Below are 15,035 nucleotides of genomic sequence, written 5' to 3' on the forward strand. Positions count from 1 at the left end.
CCGCGGTGGTGAGCGCGGTGCCGGACGCCCGCGGGCCGGTGCTGCTCGTGCCGGTGCCGAGCTCCCGGACGGCGCTGCGTACCCGCGGCCGGGACCACGTGCGGGAGCTCACCGCCGGTGCGGTGGCGGAGCTGCGGGCCGCGGGAATGCCCACGGCGGAGGCCCGGCTGCTGCAGCGGGAGGGGCAGGCTCGCGACTCCGCGGGGCTGTCGGCGGCCGCCCGCCGCGCCAACCTGGCCGGCACGTTCCGGTGGACCCGGGAGGCGGCCCCCGGATCGCTGCTGGTGCTCGTCGACGACGTCGTCACGAGTGGCGCGACCCTCACCGAGGCCGCGGCAGCACTGTCGCCGGCCGTCCGTCCGGGCGATCCGCCGGTGCTTGCGGCCGTGGTCGCCGCGACCCCGCGTCGGATCGTCGGAGCGACTTCGGGGAGCCACCTGCGGGTTGTCGCGACGTGACCCGAGAACGAGCCGGACGACCCTCCTGATCGACTGTCGGGACGGGGTGCGAGGGACTAGCGTCGAAGCGACTACACCCGTCCAACCGGGAGGTCACATGGAGATCGTGGTCCGTGGTCGTAACGTCGAGGTTCCGGAGCACTACCGCCAGCACGTCGAGGACAAGGTCGGTCAGCTCGAACGGTTCGACGGCAAGTTGAAGATGCTCCGGATGGATGTGGAGCTGTTCCACGAGAAGAATCCTCGCCAGGCAGCACACTGCCAGCGCGTGGAGATCACCCTCCGCGGCAAGGGCCCGGTCGTCCGCGCCGAGGCAGACGGCGCCGACTTCTACGCCGCGCTCGACCTCGCCACCCAGAAGCTCGACGCCCGGCTCCGCCGGGCCGCCGACCGCCGCCGCGTGCACCACGGCCGCAGGACCCCCGCCAGCGTCCGCCTCACCGGCAACACCGCCGTCGACGGCGACGTCGCCGCGGTCGGCGCCCTGGACCTGGACCGGCAGCTGGCCGCGGGGCCGCACGTCACCGATCTGGACGAACACCTGCCCGGTCGGGTCGTCCGCGAGAAGCACCATCCCGCCACCCCCATGACCGTCGACCAGGCCCTCCACGAGATGGAACTGGTCGGCCACGACTTCTTCCTGTTCCAGTGCGCCGAGACCGGTCAGCCGACCGTCGTCTACCGCCGGCACGCCTATGACTACGGCCTGATCCGCCTGACCGAGGTGGCGCAGAACGGCGCCGGCCCCGCCCACACCGCGCAGACCGCGCCGCGCGAGGCCGCCGCGCCCGCCTGATCCGGCCGGGAGGGCGCGGCATCCCGCGCCCTCCCGTACCGGCCGCTCAGTCGCCGGCCAGCCGGCCGAAGAGCACCGCGTCACGGCGGGAGCCGTCGCGGTGGTCCAGGCACGAGCGGACGGTTCCCTCCGGCGTGAACCCGGCCCGCACCGCCGTGGCCTGGGAGGCGGTGTTCCCGACGTCGACGAACAGGTGCACCCGGGGTGCGCCCAGTGCGACGCCCCAGTCCGCCAGCCCGTGCGCCGCCTCGGCGGCGTAGCCCTTCCTGCGGCCCCACGGTGCGATCGTGTAGCCGATCTCGGGCCCCAGCCGGCCACCGCGCAGGTACAGCCCGCAGGTGCCGACGAGCTCGCCGTCGGCCTCGATCACGCAGGACAGACCCAGCCCGTCCGCGCGTTCCTTCATGGCGATGTCCTCGACGAACTTCCGGGCGTCCTCGAGGGTGTACGGGACAGGGATGCCGCTGATCCAGCGCTGCGTCTCCGGGTCCTGGGAGGCGCGGTGGACGGCGTCGACGTCCGTGGGCCGGAACGGGCGCAGCACGAGCCGCTCGGTGCGCACGACCTCGGTGCGCAGGTCGACGGCGGACAGGTCGAGGGTCATGCGTTCCCCAGGATGCGGTCGACGGAGATCTCGATGGCCACCCGCGCGGGGTTCTCCCGCGGCCGCCGGTAGCGACCGGCGTAGCGCTCGACGGCGTCGGCCACGGCGGCGGGGTCGTCGCGCACCACCGCCGTCCCCTCGAGGGTGACCCAGCGGCGCCCGTCGACCTGGCACACGGCGACGAGCGGCTGCCCCTCTCGGATGTGGCGGACCTTGGCCGAGCTGCCGGAGGTGATCACGCGTGCGGTACGGGTCGCGGCGTCGTAAGTGACGCCGACGGGGACGACGTGCGGGGTGCCGTCGGGGCGCAGCGTGGTGAGCGTCGCCAGGTGCCGTTCGGCGAGGAAGGCGAGCAGTTCGGGGCCGGGGTCGGACGGGTCGCGGGCCACCGCTGCAGGCTACGGACGACGCCGCGGCCCGGCATGGGCGACCTTGCCAGGTCTGCCGCCTACGCTGGGGGTGTGGTGTTCCAGAAACTGCTCCGTGCCGGTGAAGGCAAGATCGTCCGCCGGCTCTCCAAGATCGCTGACGCGGTCGAGTCCCGCGCCGACGAGACCGGCGCGCTGACCGACGCGGAACTGCGGGCCAAGACCGACGAGTTCAAGGAGCGGTACGCCGAGGGTGAGTCCCTCGACGAGCTCCTGCCCGAGGCGTTCGCCGTCGTCCGCGAGGCGGCGACCCGCACGCTGGGCCAGCGGCACTACCGCGTGCAGCTGATGGGCGGCGCCGCGCTGCACCTGGGCCAGGTCGCCGAGATGAAGACCGGTGAGGGCAAGACCCTGACCGGTGTGCTGGCGGCCTATCTCAATGCCCTCGCCGGCGACGGCGTGCACGTGGTCACCACCAACGACTACCTGGCCGCCCGTGACGCGGAGTGGATGGGTCGGGTGCACCGGTTCCTGGGTCTCACGGTCGGCACGATCGTGTCTGGCCAGGCGCCCCCGGTGCGACGCGAGCAGTACCTGTGCGACATCACGCACGGCACGAACAACGAGTTCGGGTTCGACTACCTCCGCGACAACATGGCGTGGAGCAAGGACGACCTCGTGCAGCGCGGGCACCACTTCGCGATCGTCGACGAGGTCGATTCGATCCTCATCGACGAGGCCCGCACCCCGCTGATCATCAGTGGCCCCGCCGAGACCAGCGCCAAGTGGTACGGGGAGTTCGCCCGGATCGCGCCGCTGCTCAAGCGGGACGTCCACTACGAGGTCGAAGAGGGCAAGCGCACGGTCGCCATCACCGAGGAGGGCGTCGAGTTCGTCGAGGACCAGCTCGGCATCGACAACCTCTACGAGGCGGCCAACACCCCGCTGATCGGCTACCTCAACAACTCGCTGAAGGCCAAGGAGCTCTTCCACAAGGACCAGCAGTACATCGTCGCCAACGGCGAGGTCCTGATCGTCGACGAGTTCACCGGCCGCGTGCTGGCCGGCCGCCGCTACAACGAGGGCATGCACCAGGCCATCGAGGCCAAGGAGAAGGTGAAGATCAAGGACGAGAACCAGACTCTCGCCACGATCACCCTCCAGAACTACTTCCGGCTCTACGAGAAGCTCTCCGGGATGACCGGTACGGCCTCGACCGAGGCCGCCGAGCTGCACCAGACCTACAAGCTGGGCGTCACGCCGATCCCGACCAACCGGCCGATGGTCCGCGAGGACAAGTCCGACGTCATCTACAAGACGGAGAAGGCCAAGTTCGACTCCGTCGTCGACGACATCGCCGAGCGGCACGAGGCCGGGCAGCCGGTGCTGGCCGGTACGGCGAGCGTCGAGAAGTCCGAGGTCCTGGCCAAGTACCTGCTCAAGCGCGGGATCCCGCACGAGGTGCTGAACGCCAAGAACCACGCCCGTGAGGCGGCGATCATCGCCCAGGCCGGGCGGCTGGGTGCCGTCACCGTGGCCACCAACATGGCCGGCCGCGGTACCGACATCGTGCTGGGCGGTAACCCGGAGTTCATCGCCGACGAGCACCTGCGGGCCCGCGGCCTGTCGCCGTCGGAGACCCCGGAGGAGTACGAGGCGGCCTGGGACGAGGCGCTGGAGGAGGCCAAGACGCAGGTCAAGGCCGAGCACGAGCAGGTCGTCGAGGTGGGTGGCCTCTACGTACTGGGCACCGAGCGGCACGAGAGCCGGCGGATCGACAACCAGCTGCGCGGTCGCTCCGGCCGCCAGGGCGACCCGGGGGAGTCACGGTTCTACCTCTCCCTCGGTGACGACCTGATGCGCCGCTTCAACGGCCCGATGCTCGAGTCGATGATGACCACGCTGCGGGTTCCCGACGACCAGCCGATCGAGTCGAAGATGGTCAGCCGCGCGATCCGCTCGGCGCAGACCCAGGTGGAGCAGCAGAACTTCGAGGTCCGCAAGGACGTCCTCAAGTACGACGAGGTCCTCAACCGCCAGCGCACCGTCATCTACGACGAGCGGCGCAAGGTGCTCGAGGGTGCGGACCTGCACGTCCAGATCCAGTCGATGGTCGACGACGTCATCGGCGCCTACGTCGACGGCGCGACCGAGACCGGCTACTCCGAGGACTGGGACCTCGAGCTGCTGTGGACCGGCCTCAAGGCGCTGTACCCGGTGGGCCTGGACCGCACCGAGCTGCTCGAGCGGGTCGCCGACGGCGACCAGGCGGCGCTCTCGGCCGGGACGCTCAAGGAGGAACTGCTCGCCGACGTGCACCGCGCCTACGACGAGCGCGAGACCGGGCTCGGCTCGGACGTCATGCGGGAGCTGGAGCGGCGGGTGCTGCTCAGCGTCCTGGACCGCAAGTGGCGCGAGCATCTCTACGAGATGGACTACCTGCGGGCCGGCATCCACCTGCGCGCGATGGCCAACCGCGACCCGGTCGTGGAGTACCAGCGCGAGGGCTTCGACATGTTCAACGCGATGCTCGACGGCATCAAGGAGGAGTCCGTCGGCTTCCTGTTCAACCTCGAGGTGAAGACCAAGGAGGAGCAGGAGGCCGAGGCCAAGGCCAAGCAGGACGAGGCCGAGGCCGCCGCCCTCGCTGCCGCCCAGGAGGGGACGGCGCGGGTGCTGGCCCGCCAGGCGGCCGAAGCTGCTGCGCAGGCACCGGCTCAGGCCCAGGCTCCCGCGGCGCAGGCCCCGGCCAAGGCTCCGGCCAAGGCTCCGGCGCAGGCCAGCGCCCGCAAGGGCGGGGCCGTCAAGGCCCCCGCGGCGGCGACTCCGGTCGTCGAGGCGCCGAAGCCGTCGGGCACCGGGCCGCAGCTTGCGGTCAAGGGTCTGGACCAGCCGCGGCTGCCGGAGAACCTGCAGTACTCGGCGCCGAGCCTCGACGGCTCGGCCAAGGAGAGCGGATCGGCCAAGGCGGCGAAGACCGCCACGGTGACCGGCTCCAAGGAGCCGTCGCGCAACGCACCGTGCCCCTGCGGCTCGGGCAAGAAGTACAAGTTCTGCCATGGGGCCTCCAGCAACTGAGAAAGCACCCCGTGGTCTAGCCGATCTGCAGCGCGGTGCAGCGCCACCGGCCGTCGATGCCTTCGAGCCGGGCGGCCACCGCGTGCGCCCGGCCGTCCCGCCGGGCGATCGCGGTGATCTCGGCGACGCCGTCGACCGGTTCGTGCACGTGCACCCGTCCGACCAGCAGCGGCGTGGAGCTGGCGACGCACCAGCGGGGCCGGCGACCGCCGGACAGTGCAGCGAAGACGCCCGGTGAGGTCATCGACTGCACCTGGAGGAGGGGCCGCCGGCCGGCCAGCGCCTCGAGGGTCAGGGTGATCAGCCGGCGTCCGGTCTCCCGGGGGTCGGGCAGGTCCGTCCGGCTGGACCAGGTCGGGCCGAAGTCGTCGCGCAGGGGCGGGTACGCGGCCACGGGCCGGGGGCCCGGGCGGTGGATCGGGCGCGGGACGCCCACGCCGGGCCGGACCAGTCGGACCGGGATGCGGTCGTCGACGAGCGGCGGCTGCGGCGTCGGCACGACGACCAGCCGCAGCGGCGACGGTTCGGGCGCGTTGTCGGCGGCGGGGCGGAGCGAGGCGGTCATCGGGTTCTCCCAGGGTGGTGGCGCTGGCGGTGGACGTCGGGCTGCGGCTGCTCGCTCATGGCGGGCCCGGGGGGCGCAGCACCTGGCCGGGCAGGAGCAGGTCGGGATCGGGGCCGATCACGTCGGCGTTGGCGCTCCACCAGGCCTGCACGGCGGTGGCCACCTCGCCGTCGGTCGGGAGCCGGCCGAGCTGGCCGAGGAGCGAGTCCGCGGCGATGTGCCACAGGCAGTCGCCGCGGATGACGACGCGCTCGGCGGCGATCGGCAGGTCGGTGGACTCCGCCCCGGTGGGCCAGTCGGGCACCGGGGTGCGGGCGTCACCGGGTGCGAGTGGCCAGTCCGGGACGGCCGCCGCAGGCGCGGCGGCGGACGCCGTCGCGACGAGCCCCGGGACCGCGGTGCCGGCCAGCGGGCCGACCACGCCGAGCCCCAGCCCGAGAACCAGCGCTGCGCTCCGTCGCGCTCCCGCGGGGAGCGTGACCTGCAGGGCCCGTCGTGCCGCCCCACCCAGGACGCCCGGCAGCGCGGACGCGGCCGTGAGCGCAAGGCCCAGGGCACCCCAGGTCCAGACGACCCAGGCCAGCAGACCGGTCGCAGCCGTGATCAGGACGTCGGGCCCCTGGGTGTCCGCCGTCCGCTGGGCCGCGGTGAGGGCGCTCGTCATGGCTGGCAGCGGAGGCGTCAAGGCGGCCAGGACGACGGCGACGGCGGCCATGGCCGCCGTCGTGACCACTAGGCGACGTATCGACATCTCGACCTCCTCAGGACTGACGGATGAGCACTAAAGCAAGCAAATGCAAGCAAACGCAAGTCTTGGCATAGATCTAGGCTGAGCGGGGAGGTGGAGCGGGATGCGGTGGCAGCAGTTGTTCGCGGACCTGCAGGCGCAGTTCGAGGCCGAGGAAGGTGCGATCGAGCAGGCGGAATCCGCCTCGCGGACGCGGGCCGAGGTCGGGGCGTCGGGCCTCGCCGACCGACTGCGTGGCGCGGAGGGTTTCCCGCTCGTCCTCGGTTGTCGCGGCGCGGGCACGGTGGCCGGTGTGCTGGTCGAGGTCGGCGCCGACTGGCTGCTCGTGGAGGACGACGGCGGTCGGCCGACCCTCGTCGCGTTGGCTGCCGTCCGATCGGCCGCAGGGCTCGGGCGGCGGACCGCCGCGCCGGAGTTGATCGGAGAGGTCCGCGGACGGCTGGACCTGAGGCGCGCGCTACGTGGCCTGGCGCGCGACCGGAGCGCGGTCCAGATCGTCCTGGACGACGGGAGTGTGCTCGGCGGAACGCTCGACCGGGTCGGGGCGGACTACGTCGAGCTCGCCGAACACCCGGCGGACCTGCCCCGCCGATCGGAGGCGGTACAGGGGGTGCGGGCGGTCGTCATCGCGGGGATCGCCGTCGTCCGGACGGTGACCTCGGGCCTGGACTGAGCCCGCCGCGCCTTCAGGAGCGGGAGTCGGCGTCCTGATCGACCGCTTCCGGACTGCTGTCGGCGGCGGGCGCCGTGCCGGCGCGCGCCTCCGCGTACTTCTGCTGGATGAAGCGCTCGAGTTCGTCGACCTCGACCCGCCACTGGCCCCGGCCGCCGATCTGGATGGCGATCAGTTCCTTGCGACGGACGAGCGCGTAGGCCTGCGACCACGACACGTTGAGGATCTCCGCGACGTCATCGAGCGTCAGAAAGCGGGGCGTGGGCATCGGGTCCTCTCCGTCCGGTCCGGGTCAGTCTGTCAGCCACATCGGTGGTTCGTGGCAACCATCCACACCCGAACGTGTGGATGACGAGTGCGCTCCATCGCATGAATGACGCATCATCTGCACTCGAACGCTGCCATGCCGGCACATCGGTATGCGACACACCGGGTCGCCGGCGTCTCGGCCCGGGAAGGGGAGCTGAACCAGGTGATCGTGCTGTGACCGCGGTTCGACCTCCGGCCACCGCGGTGCCGGCTGCCGCCGAGGCGCTGCCCGGCCCGACGCCGCGACGGATCCGGCCGCCCCGATGGCTCGATCTCCGCCTCGTTCTCGGTGTGCTGCTCGTCCTGGGTTCGGTGCTCCTCGGCGCGAGGGTCGTGGGAGCCGCGGACGCCACCGTTCCCGTCTGGGCCGCCACCGGAGATCTCGCGGCCGGCACGGAGCTGACCGTCGACGACCTGCGGATCGTGGACGTCCGGCTGGGCGATGCGGCCGGCTCCTACCTGTCGGCGGGCACCGAGCCGGAGGGCAGCACCCTCTCCCGTGCGGTCCGCGCCGGGGAACTGCTGCCGCGCTCCGCGCTCGAGGAGGTCGGCGACCTGGTGCAGCTGGCTCTTCCCGTGCAGTCCGGCTACGTCCCCCCTGGCCTCGAACGGGGGCAGCTGGTCGACGTCTACGCCGTTGCCGACCCCGCGGCCGGCGCGACCGGTGTCGCCGACGGCAGCGTCACCCTGGTGGTCCGCAAGGCGCCCGTCCAGGCCATCTCCGGCCGCTCCGAAGGCGTTCTCTCCACGCCGACCACGGCGATCCAGGTCGTGGTCGCGGTGACCGCACGGGACGCACCCGACGTGCTGGGCGCGATCGCCGGCCGCCCGCTGGTCGTGGTCGTGCACGACTCGGTGGACGCCGACTCCGGCACGGCGAGTGCGGGACGGGCCCCGGCGGCGGGGCCGACCGGCTGATGGCGCTGCAGGTGTTCACGGCCGTCACGGGGGCCGCGTGGGAGTCGGCGCTCGTCGGCGCGCTCGATCGCGCCGACCACGGCGTGACCGTCGTCCGCCGGTGCGTCGACGTCTCCGAACTGCTGGCGGTGGCCGCCACGGGCACCGGCCAGGCCGCGCTGCTCTCCGCCGAACTGCGCCGCCTCGACGGCGATGCGGTCGCGCGCCTCGAGGCCGCCGGCGTCGCCGTCGTGGGGCTCGTGGAGCCCGGGGACGAGCGAGCCGCCGACCGTCTGCGTCAGCTCGGGGTGCGTCGGGTCCTGCCTGCGGACGCCGAGCCCGAGGCGATCGCGTCGGCGCTGCGTGAGGCCGTGGCCGGCGTCCCCGCACAGGGGCGGGACGTCGCTGATCCCCGGGCCGCGCTCCCGGCCCTCGGCAGGCCCGTGGAGCCGGAGGAGCGGCCCTACGGACGTGGCCGGGTGGTCGCCGTCTGGGGACCGACCGGGGCCCCGGGCCGCACCACGGTCGCCGTCGGTGTCGCCGACGAGGCGGCCCGGCTGGGGGTATCGACGCTACTGGTGGACGCCGACGTCTACGGGGGCGTCGTGGCGCAGATGCTCGGCCTGCTCGACGAGTCGCCGGGTCTCGCCGGCGCCGCCCGCTTGGCCGGCTCCGGCACCCTCGACTCCGCGGGGCTGGTCCGGCTGGCGTGGTCGGTGCGCCCGCACCTGAGGGTGCTGACCGGGCTCGCCCGCGCCGACCGGTGGCCGGAGCTGCGACCTCGCGCCGTGACGGCGGTGCTGGATGAGGCCCGTCGCCTGGCCGGGGTCACCGTCGTCGACTGCTCGTTCAGCCTCGAGGACGACGAGGAGCTCTCCTTCGACACGGCGGCCCCGCGGCGCAACGGCGCCACCCTCGCGGTGCTGGAGGGTGCGGACACGGTGCTGTGCGTCAGCGGCGCCGACCCGGTCGCGCTGCAGCGCAGCATCCGGGCGCTCGGCGAGCTGCGCGAGGTGCTGCCGGAGGTCGAGCCCGTCCTGGTGGTCAACCAGGTGCGCCGCGGTCCGGTCCCCGGTGACGCGAGAGCCGAGATCGCCTCCGCCCTGGAGCGCTTCACCGGCCGCGAGGCGCGGTTCTTCCTGCCTGCCGACCGGCGGGCCACCGACGCCGCCCTGGCTGCCGGTCGCACGCTCTCCGAGGTGGCGGCGACCTCCCCGCTGCGGGTCGCTCTCCGGGCACTGGCCGCCGAGCTGGTCGAGGTGGCCGAGCCGGTAGCCGGCCGACGCGGCCGGCGGCGTGACCGCGTGGCCGGATGACCGTCGAGGTGTCGGTGGCCTGACGCCGCCCGTAGCGTGAGCCACCCCACCCCTGAGGAGATCGATGGTCGAGCGGCTCACGAGACTGGATGCCTCGTTCCTCTATCTGGAGGAACCGGACACCCCGATGCACGTGGGGGGCGTCCTCATCCTCGAGGCACCGCCCGGGGGTGTCGACGCGCTCGCCGCGCTCGTGGAGGCGCGGCTGCCACTCGTGCCGCGGTACCGCCAGCGGGTGGCGGAGGTTCCCGGCCATCTCGCGAACCCCGTCTGGGTCGACGACCCCGACTTCGACATCGCCTACCACCTGCGGCGCAACGGGCTGCCCCGTCCGGGCACCGAGGCCCAACTGCTCGACCTCGTCTCCCGGTTGGCATCGCGGCCGCTCGACCGCACCCGTCCGCTCTGGGAGATGTACCTGGTCGAGGGCCTGTCCCGCGGCCGGGTGGCGGTCGTCACCAAGACCCACCCGGCGCTCGTCGACGGACTCAGCGCGATCGACATCGGCCAGGTGCTGCTGGACGTCGAACCCGACGCCCCTGCCCCCGAGGCCGGCACCTGGCGACCGCAGCGACCGCCGAACGGCGCCCAGTTGGTGTGGCAGGCGCTCGACGAGTACGCCCGACGCCCGTCCGCGATCGTGGACACCGCCCGGGGAGCGGTCACCGACGTCCGGTCGACGGCGGCCCGGCTGACCGGGGTGGCCGGGGGACTGCTCCGGACGGCACGGAAGACCATGCTGGCGGCACCGCACAGTCCGCTGAACTCACCCGTCGGCCGCCAGCGGCGGGTCGCGGTCGCGCGGGCCGACCTCCACGACCTCAAGACGATCCGGAAGGCGCACGGCGGCACGGTCAACGACGTGCTACTGACCGTCGTCACGGGAGCCCTGCGCGAGTGGTTGCTCTCGCGCGGAGAACCGGTCGTGGCCGGCACGTCGGTCCGGGCGCTCGTCCCGGTCTCGATGCAGGACGAGAACCCGGTCGCCGGCAACCGGGTGTCGTCCTACCTCGTCGATCTGCCGGTGGGCGAACCCAATCCGCGGGTCCGGCTGACCCGCCTCAGCTACGCGATGCGCGGAATCGCCCAGCACGGCCAGTCCGTGGGAGCGGACAGCCTGATCGCTCTCACCGGGTTCGCGCCGCCGACCCTGCACGCCCTGGGCGCACGGGCGGCGCGGGGACTGTCGCGCCGCTTGTTCAACCTCGTGGTGACCAATGTGCCCGGCCCCCAGTTCCCGCTCTACGCGGCGGGGAGTCGGATGCTGGAGGTCTTCCCGGTGGTCCCGCTGGCCCGCGGCCAGGGGTTGTCCATCGGCATGACCAGCTACGACGGGCGGGTCTACTTCGGGCTGAACGCCGACCGGGACAGTGTCGGGGACGTCGACGTCCTGGCCGATCTCATCGAGCAGGAGGTCGGTCAGCTCGTCGAGACGGCCGGCTGATCGGCGGGCCGGGTTACCGTCGCCCCTCATCGACGAAGGGAACGAGCCGGGTGCGCGTCTACCTGCCTGCCACGACGAGCGTCCTGCGGAACCTCGTGGAGGACGGCGTCCTGCCCGGACCGCACACGGTCTTCGCCGTCACGCCGCAGCTCCGCGAGTTCTACGAGCTCAGCGACGCCGACGCCGACACCGAGGAACTGGAGTACGCCGCCCTGCTCGCTGCAGCCCGGGCGAGTCTGCGGCTGGTCGACGCGGACCCGACCGCGGCTCGGCGCCGGGTCGTGATCGCGGCCGACGTGCCCGACGCCGCGGTCAGCCCGATGGACGATCCCGACACCGACCGCGGCGCTGCCCGGGTCGAGGGGGACATCCGGGTGCAGGACGTCGCCAGCGCGCACATCGACGGCGCTGACGCCGAGGACGACGTCCGCGCGGCGGTCAACGTGGTCCTCGAGGCCGACCTCGGCAGCGAGGATGCCCAGTTCCTGGTCGACCAGGCCGAAGGTCACGAGCTCGCCTGGTACGCGACGCAGGAGATCGGGCCGGCGCTGGAGCTGCTCTGACCCGCCGGCGTCGCCGGTGTGCCGGCCGGGACCCGCCGGGCGACCTGTACCCGCTCCAGGACCGCCCCCGTGACCAGCCATCCGCTGCCGGGCCGCACGGGCAGGGGTGTCCGGGGGAGCCGGATGCCCAGCAGGTCGGCGTCGCCCGGTCCCGGACACAGCAGGAGACCGCTCCGGCTGCGCCGGAGGGCGGCGACGGGTCCTTGGTAGTGCCCGGACAGCTGCCCTGCGCCCGCTGCCGCGATCAGGGCGACGCCGGCGCGGGCCCCGAGGGCAGGGAGCGCGCCGAGCGCGGCGCTCTCGGCCGGTGCGCCGACGTCGTCGGCGACGACCACCCCCGGACGTCCGGCCAGCTGCTGGATCCAGGCGCGGACAGCGGCCTCGTCGCCCGGGTCGATCCACGCCGACGGGGCGTCGGACCCGCTGGAGCCTCCTGACGGGAGTCCGACGCGCAGCACGGCGGCCCCGACGGCCGTGAGGTGCCGGGCGAAGGCGTCCAGCGCCGTCGAGCGCCCACTGCCCGGCGACCCCGACACGAGCAGACCACCGGTGCGCAGCAGGTCGACGACGAGCGGATCGCCCTCGTCACCGCCCGGTCCGACAGCGAGGGCGAGCACGCCACCGTCGACCGACTGCCCGGTGGACGACGCCGGCGACGGGAGCACGAACACCGGTTCCGCCGGCAGCTCCACGATCCGTACCGGCGGCGGGAACCGGTGGCGGGACGTCTCGACCGCGTCGAGCGCACGGGGGAGGGCGAGCTGGCACTCCAGCGCGTCCTCTCCGATGAGTGCACGTCCCGGCGTCCGCAGCTCGGGCACGGCGCGCGCGGCGATGCCGGCGACGGCGTAGTCCGCGCGGTCCGGCAGTGGCAGGACCAGCCGCTGCCGCGCGGCCGCGGCGAGTCGACCGCCGGGCACGGCCCGGTCGGCGGTCACGACGCAGGTGAGGCCGACAGCGGCTCCGTCCCGCAGGAGCCGCAGGAGCCCGGCCGATCCACGGGTGGGGTCCGCCTCGTCCAGCAGCGCGGTGAGCGCCTCCATGCCGTCGACGAGCAGCAGGAGAAGTGGATACCTGCCCGGAGCAGCGCCCGCTCGACGGGCGGCCACCTCCCGGCTGAGCCGGTCGATCAGCCGGACCGTCCGGAGGGCGTCCTCCCCGCGAACGGTCGTCCCGGCGTGCGGGAGTGCTGCGGCATCGGCGGCCAGGGAGCCGCCGCCGGACTCGATCACGTGCACGTGCAGTTCGTCGGGCCCGAAGCGGTGCACTGCCTCGCCCAGCACTGTCCGGAGCAGCGTGGTCCGTCCGCTGCGTGCGCCACCCACGGCCAGCCACGTGCCGCCCTCCTCGATGTCGAGTTCGAGGAGCCCGCGGGACTGGATGTCGGGGCGGTCGATCAGACCGACCGCCAGCCGGGTCCGGTTTTCCTGGGCCCCTCGCGGTGCGCCGTGATGCTCCTCGAGCCCGGCCGCCGGGATGGAGTCGGGCAACGGGGGGCGCCACGGCCGATGAGGGGTGGGTCGGCCGAGGGTCGCGGCGTGCGCGCTGACCGCACGGCAGAGGCGGGTCAGGTCGGTGACGTCCGGCGTGCTCTCGACGGACCGCGGAACGCCCACCGGCCAGACGCGGAGGTGCGCTTCCGGACCGGTCCCGCGGCGGGTGTCCGCGGCTCCGGCCACCCGGGCGACCTGCAGCGGAAGGGGCGCTCCGCTGCCCGAGCGCAGGTAGCCGCGGCCCGGCAGGTCCACCGGTAGATGGGCGGCGTCGGTGGTGCCGAGGACGTCGCGGGAGTCGGCCTCGTCCGTCGTGCGCAGGCAGATCCGCAGTGTGCAGTTCGCCCGGATCTCGGGGGAGACCACCCCGCTGGGCCGCTGCGTGGCCAGGACGAGGTGCACACCCAGGGACCGGCCCCGCTGGGCGATGGAGATCAGGCCCGGCACGAACGTCGGCAGTTCCTCGGCCAGCGTCGCGAACTCGTCCACCACGATCACGAGTCGTGCGAGTGCGACGTCATCGGGCAACGCCGCGATGTCCGGCGCGTCGTGCGCGATGAGGATCTGCTCGCGCCGGGTCAGCTCGGCGCCCAGGGACCGCAGGGCGCGAGCCGTGGTCTGGCCGTCGAGGTCGGTGACCAGACCGACGGTGTGCGGCAGCGTGGCCGCCTCGGCGAAGGCGGCACCGCCCTTGTAGTCGACCAGCAGGAAGGAGCAGCGGTCGGGCGGATGCTGCATCGCCAGGCCGGCGATCAGTGTCTGCAGCAGCTCGGACTTCCCGGATCCGGTGGTGCCCGCCACGAGGGCGTGCGGGCCTTCGCGGCACAGGTCGACCTGCAGGGGCCCCTGGGCCGTCCGCCCGAGCGTGGCCACCAGCCGGTCGCGCGCGGTGTCCCAGTGCCCGTCGATCCGTCCGGACGCGTCCAGGGTCAGCCCCGCGGAGGGCAGGTCGAGCAGCCGGACACGCCGGGGGAGCGCGTTGCCGGAGCGGACCGGCGCCAGACCGGCCAGGTCGCGGGCGAACTCCGCTGCCGTAGCCCGGGGGAACCGGTCCACGCGCACGTCCGCACGGTCGGCGACACCCTCCCGGCTCAGTACCGCCACGTCCCCCGTCTCCCCGGAGAGGCGCAGCACGGCATCGACCGGCACCGGGACGTCCTCGACGGAGTCCACCGCGGCCACGGTGAGGACTCCGGCGTCGCGTGCAACGCGGAGCGTGGCCGCGATGCGCGCGTCCAGTGGCCGGTCGACCACGACGACGAGCCAGCCGGACGCCGACACCGGCCCTGGATGGCCGGCCCGGTCGCCGGACACTGCGCGACGCCGCGCGGTCAGCGTGGTCAGCCACGCATTCAGGTGCTCGTCGCCCTCGTGGCCGGTTGCATCGGTCGGACGGACGTGCACCGCGCCCGGATCGAGATGGGGGAGCCACCGGGCCCACTCCCAGTCGTGCAGTCGGGTGGCATCGGTGAGCAGGAGCAGCTCGACCTCCCCCGGGGCGTGGAGTGCGGTCACCTGGGCGACGACGGTGGTGAGCACCCCGAGGGCGCGTTCGCGCGGGCCCACCACGGCCAGCCCCCCGCCCGTCCGGAGGTCGACGGCGACCGGCAGGTGCGCGGCGGTCGCGCGGACGCGGGTCCCGTCGGGCTGGACGCGGGTCACCCTGGTGGCGCCGGGGCCACACCCGACGCGGACGGTGAGCGCGTCGGCGTCGCCGCGGGCC

General features: G+C 73.6%; 13 protein-coding genes and 1 pseudogene. 8 read left to right on the top strand and 6 right to left on the bottom strand.

The window, feature by feature from the left end; all coding sequences use genetic code 11:
• Together E4P38_RS22350 and raiA are read left to right on the top strand one after the other, a co-directional pair.
• Positions 1 to 458: pseudogene (locus E4P38_RS22350) on the top strand (hypothetical protein); the annotation flags it as partial.
• 97 nt (positions 459 to 555) lie between these two features.
• Positions 556 to 1,254 carry a ribosome-associated translation inhibitor RaiA gene (gene raiA / locus E4P38_RS22355; protein WP_135134197.1) on the top strand — a complete coding sequence of 233 codons (699 nt, stop codon included), beginning with the start codon at positions 556 to 558 and terminating at the stop codon, positions 1,252 to 1,254.
• 46 nt (positions 1,255 to 1,300) lie between these two features.
• Here raiA and E4P38_RS22360 read toward each other — a convergent pair whose 3' ends face one another.
• Together E4P38_RS22360 and E4P38_RS22365 are read right to left on the bottom strand one after the other, a co-directional pair.
• Complete coding sequence (locus E4P38_RS22360) at positions 1,301 to 1,858, bottom strand: GNAT family N-acetyltransferase (protein WP_135134198.1); 558 nt, start codon at positions 1,856 to 1,858, stop codon at positions 1,301 to 1,303.
• Positions 1,855 to 2,247: a PPOX class F420-dependent oxidoreductase gene (locus E4P38_RS22365; RefSeq protein WP_135134199.1), complete on the bottom strand. Its 393-nt coding sequence runs from the start codon at positions 2,245 to 2,247 to the stop codon at positions 1,855 to 1,857. Before E4P38_RS22365 ends, E4P38_RS22360 begins: the two co-directional genes overlap by 4 nt.
• Positions 2,248 to 2,319: 72 nt before the next feature.
• Between E4P38_RS22365 and secA the strand changes: the two genes are divergently transcribed.
• Entirely contained in the window at positions 2,320 to 5,304 is a 2,985-nt protein-coding gene (gene secA / locus E4P38_RS22370) for a preprotein translocase subunit SecA (RefSeq protein ID WP_135134200.1), read from the top strand.
• A gap of 16 nt (positions 5,305 to 5,320) precedes the next feature.
• On the opposite strand, the gene E4P38_RS22375 is transcribed toward secA, so the two are convergent.
• Both E4P38_RS22375 and E4P38_RS22380 read right to left on the bottom strand, forming a co-directional pair.
• Complete coding sequence (locus E4P38_RS22375; RefSeq protein ID WP_135134201.1) at positions 5,321 to 5,869, bottom strand: Rv3235 family protein; 549 nt, start codon at positions 5,867 to 5,869, stop codon at positions 5,321 to 5,323.
• A 55-nt stretch (positions 5,870 to 5,924) separates the two neighbouring features.
• Entirely contained in the window at positions 5,925 to 6,620 is a 696-nt protein-coding gene (locus tag E4P38_RS22380) for a hypothetical protein (protein ID WP_135134202.1), read from the bottom strand.
• Positions 6,621 to 6,720: 100 nt separating this feature from the next.
• Here E4P38_RS22380 and E4P38_RS22385 point away from each other — a divergent pair, with 100 nt between their 5' ends.
• Positions 6,721 to 7,290, top strand: a complete 570-nt coding sequence (locus E4P38_RS22385) for a hypothetical protein (RefSeq protein ID WP_135134203.1) — start codon at positions 6,721 to 6,723, stop codon at positions 7,288 to 7,290.
• 13 nt (positions 7,291 to 7,303) lie between these two features.
• On the opposite strand, the gene E4P38_RS22390 is transcribed toward E4P38_RS22385, so the two are convergent.
• Positions 7,304 to 7,558 (bottom strand): helix-turn-helix domain-containing protein, encoded by a 255-nt coding sequence (locus E4P38_RS22390; RefSeq protein WP_135134204.1) that lies wholly within the window; start codon positions 7,556 to 7,558, stop codon positions 7,304 to 7,306.
• Positions 7,559 to 7,773: 215 nt separating this feature from the next.
• On the opposite strand from E4P38_RS22390, the gene E4P38_RS22395 reads away from it, so the two are divergent.
• From E4P38_RS22395 to E4P38_RS22410, 4 genes are all read left to right on the top strand, one after another.
• Entirely contained in the window at positions 7,774 to 8,517 is a 744-nt protein-coding gene (locus E4P38_RS22395) for an SAF domain-containing protein (RefSeq protein WP_245161236.1), read from the top strand.
• Complete coding sequence (locus E4P38_RS22400; protein WP_135134206.1) at positions 8,517 to 9,812, top strand: chromosome partitioning protein; 1,296 nt, start codon at positions 8,517 to 8,519, stop codon at positions 9,810 to 9,812. The genes E4P38_RS22395 and E4P38_RS22400 overlap by 1 nt, the downstream gene beginning before the upstream one ends.
• A gap of 64 nt (positions 9,813 to 9,876) precedes the next feature.
• Positions 9,877 to 11,256 carry a wax ester/triacylglycerol synthase family O-acyltransferase gene (locus E4P38_RS22405; RefSeq protein WP_135134207.1) on the top strand — a complete coding sequence of 460 codons (1,380 nt, stop codon included), beginning with the start codon at positions 9,877 to 9,879 and terminating at the stop codon, positions 11,254 to 11,256.
• A gap of 50 nt (positions 11,257 to 11,306) precedes the next feature.
• Positions 11,307 to 11,819, top strand: coding sequence for a hypothetical protein (locus tag E4P38_RS22410; protein ID WP_135134208.1), 513 nt, complete (start codon positions 11,307 to 11,309; stop codon positions 11,817 to 11,819).
• Here E4P38_RS22410 and E4P38_RS22415 read toward each other — a convergent pair.
• A partial coding sequence (locus E4P38_RS22415) for an FtsK/SpoIIIE domain-containing protein (protein ID WP_167760669.1) occupies positions 11,762 to 15,035 on the bottom strand: 3,274 nt, incomplete at its 5' end. The two genes, E4P38_RS22410 and E4P38_RS22415, sit on opposite strands and share 58 nt — an antisense overlap.

Source organism: Blastococcus sp. CT_GayMR16 (assembly GCF_004570875.1).
Taxonomy (GTDB): Bacteria; Actinomycetota; Actinomycetes; order Mycobacteriales; family Geodermatophilaceae; genus Blastococcus_B.